General features: G+C 61.9%; 19 protein-coding genes and 1 pseudogene. 8 read left to right on the top strand and 12 right to left on the bottom strand.

Features of this window, described 5'->3' with window-relative positions; genetic code table 11:
• Positions 1-3 precede the first annotated feature (3 nt).
• Both NWI01_RS11660 and NWI01_RS11655 read right to left on the bottom strand, forming a co-directional pair.
• Entirely contained in the window at positions 4-933 is a 930-nt protein-coding gene (locus NWI01_RS11660; protein WP_244613732.1) for a glycosyl transferase, read from the bottom strand.
• Between the two features lie 376 nt (positions 934-1,309).
• Positions 1,310-2,140, bottom strand: a pseudogene (locus NWI01_RS11655) (uroporphyrinogen-III synthase).
• 138 nt (positions 2,141-2,278) lie between these two features.
• Here NWI01_RS11655 and NWI01_RS11650 point away from each other — a divergent pair.
• Positions 2,279-2,626, top strand: a complete 348-nt coding sequence (locus tag NWI01_RS11650; RefSeq protein WP_141384006.1) for a formyltransferase family protein — start codon at positions 2,279-2,281, stop codon at positions 2,624-2,626.
• 22 nt (positions 2,627-2,648) lie between these two features.
• Here NWI01_RS11650 and NWI01_RS11645 read toward each other — a convergent pair whose 3' ends face one another.
• Together NWI01_RS11645 and NWI01_RS11640 are read right to left on the bottom strand one after the other, a co-directional pair.
• Positions 2,649-2,927 carry a hypothetical protein gene (locus NWI01_RS11645; protein ID WP_244613731.1) on the bottom strand — a complete coding sequence of 93 codons (279 nt, stop codon included), beginning with the start codon at positions 2,925-2,927 and terminating at the stop codon, positions 2,649-2,651.
• 72 nt (positions 2,928-2,999) lie between these two features.
• A complete protein-coding gene (locus NWI01_RS11640) occupies positions 3,000-4,310 on the bottom strand; it encodes a UDP-glucose dehydrogenase family protein (protein WP_141384005.1) in 1,311 nt (436 codons plus the stop codon).
• Between the two features lie 340 nt (positions 4,311-4,650).
• Here NWI01_RS11640 and NWI01_RS11635 point away from each other — a divergent pair, with 340 nt between their 5' ends.
• The 3 genes from NWI01_RS11635 (at position 4,651) to ahcY (ending at position 8,922) form a co-directional block, all read left to right on the top strand.
• Complete coding sequence (locus NWI01_RS11635) at positions 4,651-6,003, top strand: hypothetical protein (protein WP_141384004.1); 1,353 nt, start codon at positions 4,651-4,653, stop codon at positions 6,001-6,003.
• 59 nt (positions 6,004-6,062) lie between these two features.
• Positions 6,063-7,259, top strand: coding sequence for a methionine adenosyltransferase (metK, locus tag NWI01_RS11630; protein ID WP_141384003.1), 1,197 nt, complete (start codon positions 6,063-6,065; stop codon positions 7,257-7,259).
• Positions 7,260-7,467: 208 nt separating this feature from the next.
• Positions 7,468-8,922 (top strand): adenosylhomocysteinase, encoded by a 1,455-nt coding sequence (ahcY, locus tag NWI01_RS11625; protein WP_141384002.1) that lies wholly within the window; start codon positions 7,468-7,470, stop codon positions 8,920-8,922.
• Between the two features lie 170 nt (positions 8,923-9,092).
• Here ahcY and NWI01_RS11620 read toward each other — a convergent pair whose 3' ends face one another.
• Positions 9,093-9,386 carry a hypothetical protein gene (locus NWI01_RS11620; RefSeq protein ID WP_141384001.1) on the bottom strand — a complete coding sequence of 98 codons (294 nt, stop codon included), beginning with the start codon at positions 9,384-9,386 and terminating at the stop codon, positions 9,093-9,095.
• Here NWI01_RS11620 and NWI01_RS20090 point away from each other — a divergent pair.
• Together NWI01_RS20090 and NWI01_RS11615 are read left to right on the top strand one after the other, a co-directional pair.
• Positions 9,385-9,519 (top strand): hypothetical protein, encoded by a 135-nt coding sequence (locus tag NWI01_RS20090; protein ID WP_283809248.1) that lies wholly within the window; start codon positions 9,385-9,387, stop codon positions 9,517-9,519. The two genes, NWI01_RS11620 and NWI01_RS20090, sit on opposite strands and share 2 nt — an antisense overlap.
• A gap of 99 nt (positions 9,520-9,618) precedes the next feature.
• Positions 9,619-9,828, top strand: coding sequence for a cold-shock protein (locus tag NWI01_RS11615; RefSeq protein WP_011315590.1), 210 nt, complete (start codon positions 9,619-9,621; stop codon positions 9,826-9,828).
• Between the two features lie 269 nt (positions 9,829-10,097).
• Here the strand turns inward: NWI01_RS11615 and NWI01_RS11610 are convergent, their stop codons facing one another.
• Positions 10,098-10,553: an Lpg1974 family pore-forming outer membrane protein gene (locus NWI01_RS11610; RefSeq protein ID WP_141384000.1), complete on the bottom strand. Its 456-nt coding sequence runs from the start codon at positions 10,551-10,553 to the stop codon at positions 10,098-10,100.
• Here NWI01_RS11610 and NWI01_RS11605 point away from each other — a divergent pair.
• On the top strand, positions 10,526-10,942 hold the full coding sequence (locus NWI01_RS11605; RefSeq protein WP_181410454.1) for a helix-turn-helix transcriptional regulator: 417 nt from the start codon (positions 10,526-10,528) through the stop codon (positions 10,940-10,942). The genes NWI01_RS11610 and NWI01_RS11605 overlap by 28 nt on opposite strands.
• Positions 10,943-11,069: 127 nt before the next feature.
• Here the strand turns inward: NWI01_RS11605 and NWI01_RS11600 are convergent, their stop codons facing one another.
• From NWI01_RS11600 to NWI01_RS11575, 6 genes are all read right to left on the bottom strand, one after another.
• A complete protein-coding gene (locus NWI01_RS11600; protein WP_141383998.1) occupies positions 11,070-12,179 on the bottom strand; it encodes a hypothetical protein in 1,110 nt (369 codons plus the stop codon).
• Between the two features lie 184 nt (positions 12,180-12,363).
• Positions 12,364-14,187 carry an aminopeptidase P family protein gene (locus NWI01_RS11595; RefSeq protein ID WP_141384008.1) on the bottom strand — a complete coding sequence of 608 codons (1,824 nt, stop codon included), beginning with the start codon at positions 14,185-14,187 and terminating at the stop codon, positions 12,364-12,366.
• A gap of 72 nt (positions 14,188-14,259) precedes the next feature.
• Positions 14,260-15,156 carry a 50S ribosomal protein L11 methyltransferase gene (locus tag NWI01_RS11590; protein ID WP_141383997.1) on the bottom strand — a complete coding sequence of 299 codons (897 nt, stop codon included), beginning with the start codon at positions 15,154-15,156 and terminating at the stop codon, positions 14,260-14,262.
• A gap of 44 nt (positions 15,157-15,200) precedes the next feature.
• Positions 15,201-15,473 (bottom strand): hypothetical protein, encoded by a 273-nt coding sequence (locus NWI01_RS11585; protein ID WP_141383996.1) that lies wholly within the window; start codon positions 15,471-15,473, stop codon positions 15,201-15,203.
• A gap of 457 nt (positions 15,474-15,930) precedes the next feature.
• Positions 15,931-17,538 carry a phytoene desaturase family protein gene (locus NWI01_RS11580; RefSeq protein ID WP_141383995.1) on the bottom strand — a complete coding sequence of 536 codons (1,608 nt, stop codon included), beginning with the start codon at positions 17,536-17,538 and terminating at the stop codon, positions 15,931-15,933.
• Between the two features lie 80 nt (positions 17,539-17,618).
• Positions 17,619-18,431 carry a L,D-transpeptidase gene (locus NWI01_RS11575; RefSeq protein ID WP_141383994.1) on the bottom strand — a complete coding sequence of 271 codons (813 nt, stop codon included), beginning with the start codon at positions 18,429-18,431 and terminating at the stop codon, positions 17,619-17,621.
• 287 nt (positions 18,432-18,718) lie between these two features.
• On the opposite strand from NWI01_RS11575, the gene NWI01_RS11570 reads away from it, so the two are divergent.
• Positions 18,719-19,060, top strand: a complete 342-nt coding sequence (locus NWI01_RS11570; protein WP_181410453.1) for a hypothetical protein — start codon at positions 18,719-18,721, stop codon at positions 19,058-19,060.
• The last annotated feature ends 1 nt before the right edge of the window (position 19,061 follow it).

The following is a 19,061-nucleotide window of genomic DNA, read 5'->3' as shown; positions in this document are numbered from 1 at the left end:
GCTCTAGCGCGTTGGCCGTGTTCGCGAGAACTTGAACAGGGTAAGGCCGACGAGAACCGCTCCGGCGAGCAGCGCGATGATCTTTGCCGCAAGCGAGATCACCAGCGTAGACGTGATAGCCAGCGCCACCAGCGCAAGATTGAGCGCGAATACAATCCCAACGACATTCAGAACGGAAAATCCGTTATCCGTTGCGCGCTGATAGAAATGCGAGCGGTGGGCCGCCCAGACTTTCTCACCGGTGGCGAGACGGCGTAACATGGTGATGGTCGCATCGGAGAGATAGTAGAGAGGTAAAAGCAGCGCCGCAGTGAACTGACCGCGATACGCGAGTTCGAGCAGGCACCAACCCAGCAGGAGGCCCACCGGCAAGCTGCCGACGTCACCGAGAAAGACTTTCGCGATTGGCCGGTTGAAGGGTGCAAAGCCGAGCAAGGCTCCGCCGAGCGCGCCGGCGACGATCGCGGTGGTCGGGGGGACATGGCCCAGATATCCCAGCGCGACGATGCCCCCCGCGACAGGTACAGCCTCGGCGACGGTCATCCAATCCAGACCGTCCATGAAATTGACGAGATTGACAAACCAGATCCCGGCCAGCAGCAGGGCTCCTTGCTCCACCCAGAGCGGACCCAGTGGAAAAATCCGGAGATCGCCGGGCCACGCTGACAGGATGGCTCCTACCGCAATTGCCTGGGCGAGCAGGCGTGTCAGAACGGGAAGCGATCGGACGTCATCCACCGCTCCGATGACGGCGATAAAGAGGGTCGCGACCAGCGCGTAGGTCGAAACTTCCGTTTTTGTCGCTGCGGCGAATACGACAATGATGACGAGTGTCGCGGTGATGACCGCGATCCCCGCGCCCTGCGGCGTCGGAAGCTTATGCGACGATCGCCCGTTCGGCGTTGCGAGCGCGTAGCGTTGCAATATCGGCATTAGCAACCAAGTGAGGGCAAACGAAAGAGCTGCCGCAGGCATGATCGTCAAGAGCGACAAGGAAGAATCCACGTTAGGGTCGAACTGCAACTTCGCGACCGGCCATATAGCCTTTCGGGCTTTTGCGGTCGAGCCATAGCAAGAGTTCCGGTCGCATGTTCTTGTTCTGATCCCGAGGTGAGTAAGCTTCGTCGATGTGCAGTCGTCGGTAAGGCGTCATTCTGATCCGCTTGGCGGAAGGCACATCAAGGGCATATCATTGACCGCAGCCAGCGACCACGCACGCGATCCGATACAACGAGCGAAGGTGATCATACGAAGGCCATCCGGCGGCCGGGAGTATTAGCGGGGCAGGTTTCAATCATAGGACTTTGACCTATCTGCCTTCCGGCGCATTCAGGCTTATCGCCATCGCCGAGATCAGCGGTTTCATGAAGTACGCATTGTTTGCGGGCGTGATATCGGTCCGCAGGCCATAGGCTTTCAATTGGTCGGAAACCACGGGGCCGATTGAGGCGATCCTGGCGCGCTCGAGTCCGGCGCGCAACCGGTCCTCGCAGCGATGGATGCCGGAGACCTCCACCAGCCGGCGGACCTGCCCCGAACTCGTCAGTGCAACGGCGTCAACCCGGCCTTGGGCCATTTCTTCGATCGCTCCGACGATGTGATCCTCAGCCGCGCTCGTATCATAGATGTAGGGCAGCACCGGATCGACGCTCGCGCCCTGCGCTGGGATTTCTCCAAGCAGAGCGCCGTGGTCGCGGTCTGGATAAAGCTGCAGGCCGACGCGACGACCCCGGAGATCGAGTCGGGCCAGGGTTTCCAGGATACCTTCGGATGTCGGCTTCTCCGTGGTGATCGTCGCCTCCAGTCCGATCTCGCGCAGCGCCTTGCCCGGTTTCGGGCCGCGCGCAAACCTGCGGGATTTGCCAATGGCGGTGATAAACGCCTGATCGAGGCCGACCTGGCGCGCAGCCGTGACGAGACGCCTCAACCCTTCGCCGGTCGTCAGCACCAGATCGTCATGCGGGGTTTAGATGCAACGCCTGATCCAGTCCTCGACCGGCGCGGCATCCGGCGCGTCGCGGATGGTGAACATCGGGCACTGCAAAACCTCGGCGCCTTGCTCCGCGAGCAAGCGGGCAAATTGCGCTTCCTCGCGAGCCTCAAGGATCAGGATACGGAAACCGGATAGCCTGCCAGCCATGATCACTCCGGAGGTCAGCCGTTGATCGCTTTGCCGTGCTGATTGTCCCTCTTGCGGGGTGAGTGGCGCAAGGCCGATGTAGGTGATAGAGCAGGGCGCCCGTTGGATTTCCGTTCGGTCTAGCCGCCGCTCCTCCCCATGTCCCACCATCAGTATGTGCTGACGCTCTCCTGTCCCGACCGGCCCGGAATTGTGTCGGCGGTATCGACGTTCCTGGCCCATAACGGCCAGAACATCATCGATGCCCAGGCCCATGAACGGGGCATCAAGCTGATCGGCGCGACCGCGCACTATGTCACCAGCGATCTCGACGAGGGGCCGATCATCGATCAGGACGTCGAGCGCATCAGTCATCGTGATACGCCCGATGCGCTGGTTCGCAAGGGACGCGATATCGAGCGTCGCGTGCTGGCGCGGGCCATCCGGCATCATCTGGACGACCGCGTGATTCTGAACGGCCGCAAGACCGTGGTGTTCATGGATTGAATTATTAACCCGTCGCCGAGGCTCAGTTGGCCGGGGCGGTCACCTGACCGTCCGTTGATTGGGCGCCGGGCTCGTTCGGCTTCGGCTCCAGGCGCGCGCGCTCGCGCTGTTTCATCATCTCATCATATTTCGCGGTGCCGGGCCGCGGAGGCGCGTCCGCGGGAAGGCCGCCGGCCCATTTCGGAATCATGTCACCCATCCCGGCCGACAAATGCGAATTGATGCTGCTGCACCCCGCCAGAGTGCATGCGACCGGCAGGATGCAAAGCAGGAGCGGAAGCTGGCGCCAGCGGGAGGTCATGGGGAGTGATTACGATCCCGATGTGGAAATTGCGAGGCGGCGGCGGTGATCGCATTCTGTTGAAAAAACGATCTACGCCTGGCTCCGGCCGATGCCGGTGTAGGCAAAACCAAGTTCTTCAAGTTCGGCGGGGCGGTAAACGTTGCGCAGATCGACCACGATCGGCTGTTTCATGATGCGTTTCAGGCGCGGCAGATCGAGCGCGCGGAACTGGACCCATTCCGTCACGATCACCAGCGCGTCCGCGCCTTCCGCGCACGAATAGGCGTCATCGCAATAGTCGATATCGGGGAGTTCGCGCCGCGCTTCCTTCATGCTGGCGGGGTCGAAGGCGCGGACTTTCGCCCCCATGTCACGCAGGCCCGTGATCAGCGGGATTGATGGCGCCTCGCGCATGTCGTCGGTATCCGGCTTGAACGCCAGTCCCAGCACCGCGATGGTCTTATTGCGGAGATTGTCGCCGAGCGCGTGCGCCACCTTGCGCGCCATCGCGCGCTTGCGGTTGTCGTTGACGGTCACGACCGATTCCACGATGCGAAGCTGGGCGTCGTGATCTTCCGCGATCTTGACCAGCGCGCGCGTGTCCTTGGGAAAGCAGGAGCCGCCATAGCCCGGACCGGCGTGCAGGAACTTGGTGCCGATGCGATTGTCGAGACCGATGCCGCGCGCGACCTCCTGAATATCAGCGCCGACCTTTTCGGACAGGTCCGCGATTTCGTTGATGAAGGTGATCTTGGTCGCGAGAAAGGCATTGGCCGCGTATTTGATCAGCTCGGCGGTGCGGCGCTCGGTGAACATCAGCGGCGCCTGATTGAGCGACAGCGGCCGGTAGATGTCGCCGAGCACCTTGCGCCCGCGCTCGTCGGACGTGCCGATCACAATGCGATCAGGAAACTTGAAATCGCGGATCGCGGCGCCTTCGCGCAGGAATTCCGGATTGGACGCCACCACGACATCCGCCGAGGGGTTGGTTTCACCGATCAGCCGTTCCACTTCGTCGCCGGTGCCGACCGGCACGGTCGATTTTGTAACAACGACCGTGAAATCACGGATCGACGCCGCGATCTCGCGCGCCGCGGCATAGACGTAGCTGAGGTCGGCATGGCCGTCGCCCCGGCGCGAGGGGGTGCCGACGGCGATGAACACCGCCTCGGCCTCCGCCACCGGGCCGGCGAGATCGGTGGTGAAATCGAGCCGCGAAGCCTTGACGTTGGTGGCGACCAGCGCGTCGAGGCCCGGCTCGAAGATCGGGATTTCGCCGCGGCAAAGCGCGGCGATCTTGGCCGCGTCCTTGTCGACGCAGGTCACCTGATGTCCGAAATCGGCAAAACAGGCTCCGGACACGAGGCCGACATAGCCCGTGCCGATCATGGCGATGCGCATCGTTCAAACCTGTCGCAGGAGGCGCCGAAGAGACGGCAACCCGCGCCTCTTAGAGCATGATCCCGAAAAGTGGAAACCGGTTTTCGGATAAGATCATGCTCGATCAAAAAGTTGGGTTGGAGTCTGGTAGTTGGATCAGACTCTAGCAGACAGCCATCAGCCTGACGAGGCATCCGCTGTCCGGAAGCATTCTCTCTACCCGGTTCGCATGAAGGAAACGCGTCAATCAATATCAAGCTTTGATTCTGGGCTGCCTTCCTGGGTTTCAATTGTGGGCAGGTGGTGATAGGAAGCAGTTTATATATCTTGTTGCCCATTAATCTGGCCCATACGCGCGACGATGACAAACGAGGAACTGCTGAGCCAGATTTCCGACTATTGCCGCCGGGTCGGCATGGCCGAATCGACCTTTGGCCGGCGCGCCGTCAATGACGGCAAGCTCGTGCAGCGGCTGCGCGAGGGCAAGCGCATCACCATCGACACGCTGAACCGGATCGAGGCCTATATCGTCTCCGGTTCGCCGGATGGCGCGGTGTCGGTCCGCAAGCCGGAGCCGATCGAGCGGCGCGATCCCCGCGCCAACTTCCGCTTCTTCGAGAACCGGCAAAAGTATCTGCTTTTCGTTCATACCTGCAGCGAGAAGCGGGTCATCGCCGATCGGGTCGCGCTGGAGTTCGGCAGCATCTATCCGCGTCCGCCGGCGCTGCGGGTTTTTGATGCGGGGGTCGGCGACGGCACCGTGCTGGCGCGGGTGATGCGCTCCATGCACGGGCGGTTTCCCCACATGCCGTTCTACATCGCCGGCAAGGAACTCAGCCTCGAAGACATCAAGCTGACGCTGGACAAGCTGCCGGACCGGCTGTTCGAGCATCCGTCGACGGTTATTGTGCTGACGAATATGAACTACGCGGAGGCGCCCTGGCTGACGCCCCGGTCGTCCCAGGCGGCGGCCAGGATGGTGTGGCGCGAGGTGCCGCTGCGGGGGGCATCCTCCGGCGAATTCGAGGTCCAGATCCGCGACCTGTGGCCGTTTCTGGAGGAGAACTGGAGGGCGAGCGTCAGCCCGGTCACGGGGATGCCGGTCTACGAGCGTCCGGTGGTGCTGGTCATTTACCGCGAGGACCACCAGTTCCTGCTCGATTCCGCGATTCCACGTGCTGGACGGGTCGAGGCCAGCTTTGATCTGGTGATCGCCTCGCAGCCTTACCGGGCACGGGCGTCCCTGAACTTCAAGGCCAGGAGAATCATCGCCCCGCTGGCGCGGAGTTTGCGGCCTGGAGGGCGTTTGATAGGAATACATTCTCACGGGCAGGATCCCGGGCTGGAGATCGTCCAGGCCGTCTGGCCGGGAGAAAACCCTTTCGCCGTGAGCCGTCATGAGCTATTGCGCGCTGTGAAATACGAGCTTGGTTCGGTGGGGAGGGGCCTCAATTTCAACGCATATGCTGACCATCGTTCGATTTTCCGCTATGATATGGAAGCGCTGCCCAATGAAGTCACCGGCGCGATCGGAACCTCGACACTGTTCGCGGCGTGGAATGCGGCGGTTTACGTCGCCCAAGTCGAAGATGACCGGTTGACGGAAATGACCCAAAGCGGCCGCTATCTCGACGCCACCAGGGAGGTTCTGCGCAAGCATAACGGTCTCTGGTTCTACGACGAATCCTACGTCATCTCGCGTCGCCGGGACTGACATTTCAGCAACAGCACGAAAGGGCCGCCACTTCCGGCGGACGGACGAAAGGTCGATTGATGCGCGGATCCTATCTATTCACGAGCGAGTCGGTTTCGGAGGGACATCCCGACAAGGTGTGCGACCGGATCTCCGATGAGATTGTCGATCTCTTTTTCACCGAAGGCCCGAAAGCGGGCATTGATCCATGGGCGATCCGCGCCGCCTGCGAGACGCTCGCCACCACCAACAAGGTGGTGATCGCCGGCGAAACCCGCGGGCCGGAATCCGTTACCAAGGACATGATCGAAAGCGTCGTGCGCGCCGCGATCAAGGACATCGGCTACGAGCAGGACGGCTTTCACTGGAAGACCGCCGACATCGAGATTCTGCTCCATCCCCAGTCAGCCGACATCGCGCAGGGCGTCGACGCCTTGCAGCCCGGCACCAACAAGGAAGAAGGCGCCGGCGACCAGGGCATCATGTTCGGCTACGCCTGCAACGAGACGCCAGACCTGATGCCGGCGCCGATTTTCTACGCGCACAAGATCCTGCGATTGATCTCCGAGGCCCGCCATTCCGGCAAGGAAAAGGTGCTGGGACCGGATTCCAAGAGCCAGGTCACCGTGCAATACGAAAACGGCAAGCCGGTCGGCGTGCGCGAGATCGTGGTGTCGCATCAGCATCTCGTCGAGGACATGAGCTCCGATCAGGTCCGCGAGCGCGTCGAGCCCTATGTGCGTGAGGCTCTGCCGAAAGGCTGGATCACCGACAAGACCATCTGGCACATCAATCCCACCGGCAAGTTCTTCATCGGCGGTCCCGACGGCGACGCCGGGCTGACCGGCCGCAAGATCATCGTCGATACCTATGGTGGCGCGGCGCCGCATGGCGGCGGCGCGTTCTCCGGCAAGGATCCGACCAAGGTCGACCGCTCGGCCGCCTACGCCGCGCGTTATCTCGCCAAGAACATTGTCGCAGCCGGTCTCGCCGATCGCTGCACGTTGCAGCTTGCCTATGCCATCGGCGTGGCGCGGCCGCTGTCGATCTATATCGACACCCACGGCACCGGAAAGGCTCCGGAAGACACGCTCGAGCGGATCGTGTCGGAAGCGATGGACCTGACGCCGCGCGGCATCCGCAAGCATCTCGACCTGAACCGGCCGATCTATGCGCGCACCTCGTCCTACGGTCATTTCGGCCGCACGCCGGACAACGAGGGCGGATTCTCCTGGGAGAAGACCGACCTCGCCGAGGTGATCAAGCGCGCGGTGTGACAACAGGTGAGACGTCATGCCCGGCCTTGTGCCGGGCATCCACGTCTTTCTTTTCGTCAGCAAGACGTGGATGGCCGGGACCATAGGCGTTCGATAGAACGCCGTTCTACGAACGGCTATGCCCGGCCATGACGGGGGACAGATGACGCCGCTCCTTCGCTCGCGTCGTAAACGGGAAGAGCGAGCCGCAACAAGGGATATGATCGACATGACCACCGCGACCGCCACCAAGCAGACCGCAGATTTTACCGACTATATCGTCGCCGACATCGGCCTTGCCGACTTCGGCCGCAAGGAAATCTCGCTCGCCGAGACCGAGATGCCCGGCCTGATGGCGACGCGCGAGGAATACGGCCCCAAACAGCCCTTGAAGGGCGCGCGCATCGCCGGCTCGCTGCACATGACCATCCAGACCGCCGTGCTGATCGAAACCCTGCAAGCGCTGGGCGCCGATATCCGCTGGGTCTCCTGCAACATCTATTCGACGCAGGATCATGCGGCCGCGGCGATCGCCGCCGCCGGCATTCCGGTGTTCGCGGTGAAGGGCGAAACGCTGCAGGACTACTGGGACTACACCGCGAAGCTGTTCGACTGGCATGGCGCAAAAAGTGGTGAAAGCCTGCATCCCAACATGATCCTCGATGACGGCGGCGACGCGACGCTTTTGATTCACCTCGGCGTGCGCGCGGAGAAGGGCGACACCGCATTCCTCGACAAGCCGGGCGCGGAAGAGGAGGAGGTGCTGTTCGCGCTGATCAAGCGCCTGCTGAAAGAAAAACCGAAGGGCTGGTTCGGTGAGGTCGCGGCCAGCATCAAGGGCGTCTCCGAGGAGACCACCACCGGCGTGCATCGCCTTTACGAGATGCAGAAGAACGGCACGCTGCTGTGGCCCGCGATCAACGTCAACGACAGCGTCACCAAGTCCAAATTCGACAATCTCTATGGCTGCCGCGAATCGCTGGTCGACGGCATCCGCCGCGGCACCGATGTGATGATGAGCGGCAAGGTCGCGATGGTTGCCGGCTTCGGCGACGTCGGCAAGGGCTCGGCCGCTTCGCTGCGTCAGGCTGGGTGTCGCGTCATGGTCTCCGAGATCGACCCGATCTGCGCGTTGCAGGCGGCGATGGAAGGCTATGAGGTCGTGACCATGGAGGATGCCGCGCCGCGCGCCGACATCTTCGTCACCGCCACCGGCAACAAGGACATCATCACCATCGAGCACATGCGCGCGATGAAGGATCGCGCGGTCGTCTGCAACATCGGGCATTTCGATAATGAAATTCAGGTCGGCGCGTTGAAGAACCTGAAGTGGGACAACATCAAGCCGCAGGTTGACGAGATCACGTTTCCGGACGGCAAGCGCATGATCCTTTTGTCGGAAGGCCGTCTGGTGAATCTCGGCAACGCCATGGGGCATCCGTCGTTCGTGATGTCCGCCTCCTTCACCAACCAGACGCTGGCGCAGATCGAACTGTTTTCCAACAACAGGGACGGCAGGTACAAGAAGGAGGTCTACGTGCTTCCGAAGTCGCTGGACGAGAAGGTGGCGCGGCTGCACCTCAACAAGATCGGCGTCAGGCTGACCGAACTGCGCAAGGATCAGGCCGACTACATCGGCGTCAAGGTCGAGGGTCCGTTCAAGAGCGATCATTACCGGTATTGAGCATGATCCCGACCCGAAGGGCCGCGCCAGCGCAAAGCGGGCACCGGTTTTCGGACCGTATCACGCTCGCCTGAAGGCTCCCGCGCATGATCGCGGAACGCAAAAAGCCCCGGAGCGATCCGGGGCTTTTTAGATTCTGTTTAATCTTTCGCCGGGTCAACGCGGCCGGTTCAGGTGGTCCGGCCGGTGCTTCTTTGTGAGGCCAGGAAGTCCGACAGCTTGGCGGTTTGTTTAGGGGCTGCCTTCTTGCCCCGAGGCGATGCCTTGACCGGCTTGGCTGGCTTGGGTTTCGTCGCCTCTTCGGCTTCCTTCGCAAGCCGCAGGGCGCGCAGGCGCTCCATGTTCTTGCGTACAGCGACGTCGCGGGCTTCGATATCGGCGCGTGCTTTGGCGCCCTCGATGGCGGCCGTGCGCATCCGTTCGTTGCGGGCCAGTTGTGCCGGGCTCGGCGGAGACTTTGTCATGAAACCCAATATAGTGATGATCCGCGAAAATGCCAGACCAGCACCGGGATTTGCGGTTTCCGGCGGAAAATGCCATGATGGCAGTATTCGATTGCCGGCATTGGTTTTGTTAGAGCGCCGCAAGTCTTCCTAGGACGACGGCTCCTTTCCAAAGACATCGCTGAGATTGGATGGTTCGCGCAATCGTGCGTGAAAATGCGCATGTGTGCGCTTTGGAACAAGGACGACTCCGATGACGACAGGTACTGTGAAGTGGTTCAACGGCCAGAAGGGTTTTGGCTTCATCCAGCCGAACGACGGCGGCAACGACGTGTTCGTGCACATCAGCGCGGTGGAGCGCGCGGGCCTTAGCGGCCTGAATGAAGGTCAGCAGGTCAACTTCGAACTGAAGACCGACAAGATGCGCGGCAAGGTCAGCGCCGAGAACCTCTCACTCGCGTAATAAACGCATGGTCGCGCCGCCTGTCATCTCTTTGTGATGATGTCGGCGCATCATACGCGGAATCATAAAGCGCCGTAACCCGCGGATGGACCGGGACGCGCTTCAGATTGTCCGCCTCGTTTTACGAACAGACTGGAGCCTCGTCAGCAATGACGGGGCTTTTTATTTGGGATGACGCTATCGCGACCGCTGCCGTCCGCAAGCCGGCCTCACGCACCGCGTTTTTCGTCCAGGAACGCTACGACGCGACGGGTGTGGGGCTATGCCGATCAGAATTGCGCGGTCACACGCAGGCGCGGCCCGTGAATGTAGCGGCTGATGGTGTCCTTGATGTTCGGATCGAACGTGGCGTTAAACGCGTTGAAATAGGCATCAAGCCGATAGCTGGCGCTGATCCTGACATTTGGATTGATCCAATAGGATACGCCGAGCTGAAGATCGGTATTGAAGACGGCGGCGAACCGCTGGTCCCGAACAGTCGTCGCCGTATTTGTACCTCCTCCTGCCAAGATGGCTAAGAATGCCGGGGAGATCGTCGTCGTCACGGTCGACGTGCTGGTCAGTTTCTGACTGCCGAACAGGATAGCGGCGTCACCGAGATAATCGAAAGCCCAGCCACCGCCCAGAGGAACAAATCCTTCGACGCCGACTCGCGGGCCAGCGCCGAAAAAGCTGCTCCGTTGGTTCAGGGAATAAGTTGTTTCAGGAGGCTCTCGCGCAGGCACTGACCGGTTCGGCTAAACTCGTCAGATCAATCCCGGTCCAGGCACAAGATGGCCAGCCCGCGCTCGTCGTTCGTGTCCTGCCGTTATTCCGCTCGGCAAGGGACATGATGTTCGGCGCCGAAATCCTTGTCGCCGCAACGACGCTGAATCCGAGCAGCTTCGTGCCGTCGCCGACGATCCTGATGGGATTGTTCGACCTTACTCCGGCCGAGGTGAGGCTGGCGACTTTGCTAGGGAAGGGCTTATCGTTGAAAGCGGCCGCGCAGGAGAACGGTATCAAGTTCTCAACCGCGCGTTCTTACCTCGACAAGATATTCCGAAAAACCGGGACCAACCATCAAGGTCAACTGGTTGCGTTGCTCAAGGCAACCCAGCCATTGCAAGTGTGATATCCGCGCGGCACTTGACCAGTGGTCGCCATGCGATGGATCGCGCTCCCGTGGCGAACCCGGCGTCGCGTATTCTTCCATCCTTGAGAAAGACTGCGCCGTCAAATGCCGGCTCAGACGCTCAAGCTCATTTTGTTAGTGAGGTATAGGCGGCTTGCCGGAAACCGGCATTCATCTCTTCGCGATTCTGGCCCTGTGTTTGTTGGGAACCTGTTTTCGTCGGCGTGAGTACAGAGAACAGTATGAAGCCGCCCTTCTTTCGCGGAAAAACAAAATACTCTGCGACCACAGAACCTTTCGAATCTTCACAAGAGGACATGCCGCGAAAAACAACCTCGCTATCGATCAGTTCGCTGTTGCGTGCCGATGCGAACTTGCCCTTGCACTCCCTGGCATCGTTTCCAACAATAGTTGCGGCAACATCAAGGCCCGTCATGTTTTGCTTGGCGGGAATAATTCGAACGAAGCCGGTAGCATCGTTGGCCTTCCAGCCGGCCCCTGTCGATGCAACGGATAGAGGTGTGTCCTCGCGACGAAGCAAAGATGGGTGGTCCAGGGATGCCTTCAGGATAAAGTTGGAGGCGATTTGCATGGCCTCGAATTGCAATTCCGTAGAGTTCTCATGAGTCGAATTCGGCTGGGTGCTTGATAGAGTAGCCGTCGTTTTCTGGGGACCCATCGATGGAGGCGCGATAGCAGGCTGATAAGGAGCGGTGAAATCGGTTGCAGCTGACAGACCTCTTGCGTTCATTGTTTTTGCGCATGTGACCATTGCGGGCAAAACTGCTGAAGTGCCAGTTAAACGGAACGGAAAGACGTTTCCTTGAGCAATCGCCGACATGATCTGCGCGCTGCGGAACGAGCGAATAAGGGCTGAGTTGTCCGGCATTGGCACGAACACAGTATTTGTCGAGAGAGAAACTCCGATAACGTTGAAGGTGTTGCGGCCATCAAAACTCAATGCGATTGGAAATTTCTCCTTTGGAGCCAGATTCCAGCGCTTGTGAGTAAACGCCAATAGCCATTCAAGCTTTTTCGTGACCACAATTCCAAAGGTAATTCCGCTCTTGTAAGTCGCGCTTACGATGCAGTTCGAGAATTCGCCTGTTTTGTTGTCCGTGTATGCGCCGCCAGACCATCCCGCGATCTTGATCGATCCGAAGGGGCCGCGTGCGTTTGCTCCGGACCACCACACAGACATCACTAGAGTGATGCAGATCATCAGCAACCGGTTCATGACACGCGCCTCTTTGTTCGTTCGCAGTATGATTTTTTGTTTAGGACGAGATTCCAAAAGCCTTGCGGTCTTCAATAATAAAATCCTTGATAGTATCGAGCAAGATTTGCTTGATCGGTGGACGGTGTAATAGTTCTGTTTGTCCTGCTCTACGCGAGGAAGGGCTCACGATGATCTGTGCGCGCTAGGGCAGCGGTTCGGTCGCGGCGTCGAGCCAGAGTTTCGTGGCCTCGTCGAGATGCGGGCGCACCTCGCGGCGGACGCGGGCGTGATAGTCGTTGAGCCACGCCACCTCTTTCTTGCTGATGCGGTGATCGATCAGGCGGCGGTCGATCGGGGCCAGCGTCAGGGTCTCGAAGCTGTTCATGGGCTTCTCAGCGTCGGCAATCCCGGCTTCCGTCACCAGCACCAGATTTTCGATGCGGATGCCGAACGCGTCGCGCTTGTAATAGCCCGGCTCGTTGGACAGGATCATGCCGCGCCTGAGCGGCGTGGTGCCGAGTTTCGAAATCCGTGCCGGGCCTTCGTGCACCGACAGATAGCTGCCGACGCCGTGGCCGGTGCCGTGCTCGAAGTCGAGACCGGCCTGCCAGAGAAACTGCCGCGCCAGCGTGTCGAGTTGCGCGCCGCTTGCGCCGTCGGGAAACACCGCCCGGGCAATTGCGATATGGCCGCGCAGCACGCGGGTGAAACGATCGCGCATCTCGTCGGTCGGATCGCCGATCGCGATGGTGCGGGTGACGTCGGTGGTGCCGTCCTCATATTGCGCGCCGGAGTCGATCAGCAGCAGATCGCCGGGCACGATGCGGCGGTTGCTCTTGCGCGTGACGCGGTAGTGAACGATGGCGCCGTTCGGTCCGGTGCCCGAGATGGTGGGAAAGGAGACGTCCTTCAGCGCGCCGGTCTCGCGGCGAAAAGTCTCCAGCGCCTCGACCGCGTCGATTTCCGTCAGCGTGCCCTTCGGAGCTTCGCGGTCGATCCAGGCGAGAAACCGCGCCAGCGCCACGGCGTCGCGCCGATGCGCGGCGCGCGCGCCTGCGATCTCGGTCGGGTTCTTCACCGCCTTCAACAGCGCGACCGGATCGTTGCCGCCCATCGGCTTGCCGCCGGCGGACGTGATCAGGCGGCTCAATGCGTCGGCGGCGGTGGCTTTATCGAGCGCGATCGCCGCGCCGGATTGGGCCGTCCGCGTCAGCGCGTCGGTCAGTTCATCCGTCTCGCGCACATCGGCGTTGCGTTCGAGATGAGCGCGCGCGCTGTCGGAGAGTTTGCGGCGGTCGATGAAGATCGTGGGGCGGCCGTCCTTCGGCACCAGCGCGTAGGACAAAGGCAGCGGCGTATGCGAGACATCGGCGCCGCGAATGTTGAAGGTCCATGCCACCGCGTGGGAATCCGACAGCACCAGCGCATCGACGCCGAGCTTTGTCATCTCGGCGCGGATGCGCACGAGCTTGTCGGCTTCGGCTTCGCCAGCGAACGCCGCGTCGTGGATCGTGACCGGGCCGAGCGGCGGCGCGGGACGGTCGGTCCAGACGCTGTCGACCGGGTTGCTGTCGACCGGGACCAGTTCGGCTCCCGCTTTCGCGCAGGCCTTCGCAAGGCGCTCGACCGCTGCCGAGGTGTGCAGCCAGGGATCGTAGCCGAGGCGGTCGCCGGCGGCGAGATGCTCCGTCAGCCAGCTTTCCGGTGGCGGATCGACCAGCGAGGCGATGCTCCAGGCCCGGACATCCACCTGTTGCGCCGCCTGCAAGGTGTAGCGACCGTCGACGAACACCGCGGCTTCCGTCGCGAGCACGATGGCAAGGCCGGCCGATCCGGTGAAGCCGGTGAGCCATGCCAGCCGCTCCTCGGAAGGCGGGACATACTCGTTCTGCTGCCGGTCGGCACGAGGGATCACAAATCCGGTCAGTTGCCGCCGCGCCAGTTCCTCGCGAAACGCGGCGAGGCGGGCGGTCAGCGCGACGCCGCCTTCGGGATCCTCGAATGTCTGGAAATAGGCCTCGAACATTGCCGGCATCATATAGCGTTTCCGAGCGAAGTGGACACCGGTTTGCGTGCAGCCGTGCAACAAGCCGGCGAGTCACCCTCTGTTCTGCATCAGCAGGCTGCACCATCCGTCGATCCGCAACTGCCGGATCAACACCAGCCCCTGCGCGCGGTAGGTCGCGATGACGCCGCGGGTGTGCTGTGGCAGCAGCCCCGAGAGGATCACCATGGCTTCAGGCGCGAGATGGCGTGCCATGGCCGGGGCCATCCGCCGTAGCGGATTGGCGAGGATATTCGCCAGCACCAGATCGAACGGCGCGCGCGCGCGAAACAGCGGCGCGGAAAACCCGGTCGCGCGGATCGACCAGACAAGATTGCCGACGCCGTTCAGCGTAGCGTTCTCCCGCGCTACCGTCGTCGAGCGCGGGTCGATATCGCTGGCCAGCACGCTCCGGCGCAGCGCCTTGGCGGCGGCGATAGCGAGAACACCTGTCCCTGCGCCAAGATCGAGGACGCGTCGCGGCATCCTGGCGCGGAGAACCTGATCGAGCAGCAGCAGGCAGCCTCGGGTGGTGCCGTGATGGCCGGTGCCGAACGCCAGTGCGGCCTCGATCTCGATCGCCAGTTTGTTCGGCGGCACGCGGTCGCGGTCGTGCCGGCCGTGGACGATGAAGCGCCCGGCGGGGACCGGCGCCAGCCCTTCGAGGCTGGCCTCGACCCAATCCCTCGCGGCGATGGTATCAAAGACGACGGTCCGGGCGACGTCATCACCTGCGGCGAGAGCGACCAGCGCGCGAACTCGCGCTTCATCCGGCGGGTCGGCGAAGTGAACCGCGACGCTCCAGCAGCCGTCGCTGCGTTCGAACGCGGTCACCGCGGTTTCGCCGTCCTCCAGCCTTTCGCTCAGAAAATCGACGGCCCGCCGCGCGACCTGCTCCGCCCCGATGGCGAAGGCGGCGCGGCTCGTCGCCGGCGAAACGGAATTTGCCATCGGCGGTCCGGAGTTGATCGAGGGAAAGGGCGGCCCGCAGGGCTTCAGCTGAGAAATCGGGCAATAAGATAGCCGACGCCATAGGCTGGTCCGGCGACCAGGAGAATGGCGAATACCATCACAAACCAGCCTTTCAGGACCGCGATGATGCCGCCACTCTCCCAAAGCTCTCTCGGTCCCGGCTGCCCATACGCCCATAGAGACCACGAGGCGGCCAGGATCAGGTAGACATCAAAAACATTCAAGGATGCGCGGACATAACCCAGATATATCGGGATAACGATCGCCAGAAAGATCCGGCCGAGATTTTGCAGCACCTAAACCCCCAGAACTTGCCTGCTTTCGCCAAAGCACATTGCTTTATAGCGTTTTCGAGCGAAGTGGATACCGGCTCGCGTGAAGAAAGCGCGTCAAAACAACAATCTGGAGCTTCGCTTCTGATGTCGTTGGAAGCGAAAATGCTTTAAACCGCAAACCTGAACGATGAAAGTGCAGTGCGGGAAGGTGATGGTTAAGGGATGCCAGCCTCCGCTCCGCGATCGTCTTGATGGCAGCCTGAGCGCGGAGGACAAAATATCGGATCCGGAAAGACGGTGGGGTTGGGTTTGCGCACCGGTTTTCAACCGAATTTCCACAGGGATATCCACAGGATTTCCACATCCTGGCGGCGGCCTCTCCACAGGGTTTCGACACGCTTATCCACCGAGTTGGTCCCAGCGCGGTTTGGTGCTCGGATGGCGACGAGAGTGGCAGGCCTATATATGCCGCCGATCGTCAGCGGCGCGCGAACAGCGTCCGGTGATCCCGCAGGATAGCGCGCGCGGCGTTATGGCCGGGTGCGCCGGTGACCCCGCCGCCGGGATGCGCGCCGGAGCCACAGTGATAGAGCCCCTTCAGCGGTCCGCGGTAGTCGGCGTAGCCCAGCATCGGCCGGGCCGAGAACAACTGGTTCAGCGTCAGCGCGCCGTGGAAAATGTCGCCGCCCAGCAATCCGAATTCGCGTTCGAGGTCGAGCGGTGACAGGATCTGCCGGCCGATCACGCCGGCGGCAAAGCCCGGCGCGTAGCGGTCGACGGCCGCGATCATGAGGTCTGCGACCTCGTCGCGATGATCGTCCCAGGATGCGCCGTCGGGCAATTGCGGCGCGACATGCTGGCAGAACAGGCTCGCCACATGGCGGCCAGATGGCGCGAGTGTGTCGTCGATCACCGAGGGGATCAGAACCTCGACCACCGGTTCGCGGCTCCAGCCGAACGTGCGCGCGTCGTGCCAGGCGCGGTCCATGTAGTCGAGACCGGGCGCGATGATGATCCCGGCGCTGAGATGATCCCCCGCGCCCGGCAACGCGGAGAATGAGGGGAGGGCGGAGAGTGCGACGTTCATCCGGAACGTCCCCGAGCCGTTGCGCCAATTCCTGATGCGGGCGAGAAATGTGGGCGAGACCGAGCCGGCGGGCAACAGCCGCGTATAAAGCAGCTTCGGATTGACGTTCGCCGCGACATATCTTGCGCGGATCGTCCGTCCATCGTCGAGGGCCACACCCGTCGTGCGGCCGCGCTCGATGATGATCTCGCGCACGCCCGTGTCTGTTTCGATTTCCACGCCGTGCGTGCGCGCCGCCGCCGCCATCGCCTGGGTGATCGCGCCCATGCCACCGATGGCGTGTCCCCAAACGCCTTTCTTGCCGTTCACTTCGCCGAAGGCGTGATGCAGCATCACGTAGGCCGAGCCGGCCGCGTAGGGACTCGCATAGTTGCCGACAATGGCGTCGAAGCCGAACAGGGATTTGATGAGATCGGTTTCGAAGCGATCGTCGAGCATGTCTCCTGCCGATCGGGTAAAGAGATCGAGCAGGCTGCGCTGTTGCTCCAGTGACAGACCGCGCAGGATTCCGGCGGAGCCGATGGCGTTGACGAGTTCGCCCGCGGCCTTGAGGCCAAATCCCTCAACGAGGTTTGGCGGCGCGCGGAGCACGAACTGACGGACGACGTCGGCGATCTCTTCGAGCTCGCGCATGAAGTCGTCGAGTACGGCGGCGTCCCGTTCGCTCAAACGGGCCGCTGATGCTCGGGTGCGGCCTTCGGCGGTGAGCAGGTAGCGGCCGTCGGGAGCGGGCAGGAAGTTCTGGGCGCGGCGTTCGACGATCCGCAGGCCGTGATCGTGCAGCCGCAGGTCGGCGATGACTTTCGGATTGAGCAGGCTGACGGTGTAGGCCGCGACCGAATTGCGGAAACCGGGGTGGAATTCCTCGGTAACGGCCGCGCCGCCCACCACCTTGCGCCGTTCCACGACCCTGGCGCGCAGTCCGGCCATCGCGAGATAGGCCGCGCAGGTCAAGCCATTGTGGCCTGCGCCGATGATGACGACGTCGGTGTCCGGCATATCCGCTTCAAATCCTCAGACGGTCCGACTGTCGTCCTTCAAGGTTGGGGGTAACTGCGTGAGGTGACGATCAGTAGCGGTCAGTCGTCGAAGTCAGAGAACAGGCCTCGCGGCCGATAGGGCTGCGGCGCATAAACCGGAGGCTGGTAAGGTTGCGTATAGCCGTCATCGACTCGATCGCCATAATAGGAGTGCCGTTGCGGGGGAACGTTCTGCGCACCGTAATGGCGGCGATAACTGCGCGGATCAGCATAGCGCGGATCATTGGAGCGGCCGTCCGCCGGATACATATAGCCGTCGGCGCCGCGAACGTACGCCTGCGGTTGCCAGCCGGGGGCGACCTGTCGGGGCGTCAGATCAACGGGATTTCCGGCCGCATCGTAAGATTGATAGGCCGGTCCCGGATCGCGACCGGCGACATCGGTTTTCCGCTTGCCGCGAGGATTGCGCGCCAGCGCCACGCGCGACGATCCGGTCAGCGTGACGGTGGTATTGAGGACGCCTTCTTGCTTCACCAGAGAGAACAACGTGCTGGCGTTGGCGCGCGAGATGCGTACGCAACCGTGCGAGACCGGCACGCCGAGGCTGCCTTCGGAGAGCGTGCCGTGAATGGCGTGACCAGCCTTGGTGAAGAAGATCGAGTGTGGCATCGGCGCGTCGTCGAACTCCTTGGAGAAATGATCAGCCTCCATTCGGAAGGCTTGAAATTTGCCGTTCGGAGTTTCGTACGACGGATTTCCGCTCGAAACCGGCCATTGATGGCGCTCGACGCCGTTAACCGAAACGGTCATCCGCTGATTGTCCTTGTCGACCAGGATGGACACCTTCGCATCGGCGACGCTGCCAGCGGCAAGAAGCATAAGACCAGCGACAGGAACAAGAAATCTACGCATTTTCATCGGCCTCGAGTTCAGCCTACCAGTCCCCCAAGCCATATATGCGCTTAAAGCAGTTGAGCTTCCAGTATCGGGTTTGTGTCATCGTTAACTCACCACGCGGCTCAATCAGGACGGGCGAGAGAAAATGTCGGGTGGAACGTTGTTTGAGGCCCATTGCAATGGTGGGGAACTTCCGGCCGGATACCGGGTTATCATCCCCGCGAATCCAGCGATCACAGCCCGGCGGAGGCGGCCGAGCCAAGTCATGTCAAGTCTTCAACATTCAAGGGATAGAGATACCGATGAGGATCAAAACCAAGGCATTGCCGACCGAATCTTCCTTCCGGCTGCGGATCGCGGTGGCGGCCGCCGCAGCGGCGCTGGCCCTGCTTTCCATTCCGCATCAGGCGCATGCTCAGGGCGTCTTCGGTGGCATGGAGCGCGGCGCCAACCAGGGCGCCTATGAGGGGAATCGCGCTGCGGGACCGGTGGGCGGCGCGATTGGCGGTGCGATCGGCGCCGGCGTCGGTGGCGCCGTCGGCGGCGTCAGGGGTGTGCTCGGCATTCCGGATCGCGGACCTCACCGGGGGCAACGATGCCGCGGTTATTGGAAGCGCGGGCATTTCTACTGCTATCGCCGATAAG

The organism is Nitrobacter winogradskyi (assembly GCF_006539545.1).
In the GTDB taxonomy this organism is placed as follows: domain Bacteria; phylum Pseudomonadota; class Alphaproteobacteria; order Rhizobiales; family Xanthobacteraceae; genus Nitrobacter; species Nitrobacter winogradskyi_A.
This window is presented reverse-complemented; position numbering and strand designations above follow the sequence as displayed.

Coding starts and splice junctions, on each gene's coding strand:
- NWI01_RS11650 (WP_141384006.1), top strand. CDS start 2,279: ATGTCCCACCATCAGTATGTGCTGACGCTCTCCTGTCCCGACCGGCCC.
- NWI01_RS11645 (WP_244613731.1), bottom strand. CDS start 2,927: ATGACCTCCCGCTGGCGCCAGCTTCCGCTCCTGCTTTGCATCCTGCCG.
- ahcY (WP_141384002.1), top strand. CDS start 7,468: ATGACCACCGCGACCGCCACCAAGCAGACCGCAGATTTTACCGACTAT.
- NWI01_RS11595 (WP_141384008.1), bottom strand. CDS start 14,187: ATGTTCGAGGCCTATTTCCAGACATTCGAGGATCCCGAAGGCGGCGTC.
- NWI01_RS11590 (WP_141383997.1), bottom strand. CDS start 15,156: ATGGCAAATTCCGTTTCGCCGGCGACGAGCCGCGCCGCCTTCGCCATC.
- NWI01_RS11660 (WP_244613732.1), bottom strand. CDS start 933: ATGCCGATATTGCAACGCTACGCGCTCGCAACGCCGAACGGGCGATCG.
- metK (WP_141384003.1), top strand. CDS start 6,063: ATGCGCGGATCCTATCTATTCACGAGCGAGTCGGTTTCGGAGGGACAT.
- NWI01_RS11575 (WP_141383994.1), bottom strand. CDS start 18,431: ATGCGTAGATTTCTTGTTCCTGTCGCTGGTCTTATGCTTCTTGCCGCT.
- NWI01_RS11580 (WP_141383995.1), bottom strand. CDS start 17,538: ATGCCGGACACCGACGTCGTCATCATCGGCGCAGGCCACAATGGCTTG.
- NWI01_RS11570 (WP_181410453.1), top strand. CDS start 18,719: ATGAGGATCAAAACCAAGGCATTGCCGACCGAATCTTCCTTCCGGCTG.
- NWI01_RS11615 (WP_011315590.1), top strand. CDS start 9,619: ATGACGACAGGTACTGTGAAGTGGTTCAACGGCCAGAAGGGTTTTGGC.
- NWI01_RS11600 (WP_141383998.1), bottom strand. CDS start 12,179: ATGAACCGGTTGCTGATGATCTGCATCACTCTAGTGATGTCTGTGTGG.
- NWI01_RS11640 (WP_141384005.1), bottom strand. CDS start 4,310: ATGCGCATCGCCATGATCGGCACGGGCTATGTCGGCCTCGTGTCCGGA.
- NWI01_RS11635 (WP_141384004.1), top strand. CDS start 4,651: ATGACAAACGAGGAACTGCTGAGCCAGATTTCCGACTATTGCCGCCGG.
- NWI01_RS11620 (WP_141384001.1), bottom strand. CDS start 9,386: ATGACAAAGTCTCCGCCGAGCCCGGCACAACTGGCCCGCAACGAACGG.
- NWI01_RS20090 (WP_283809248.1), top strand. CDS start 9,385: ATGAAACCCAATATAGTGATGATCCGCGAAAATGCCAGACCAGCACCG.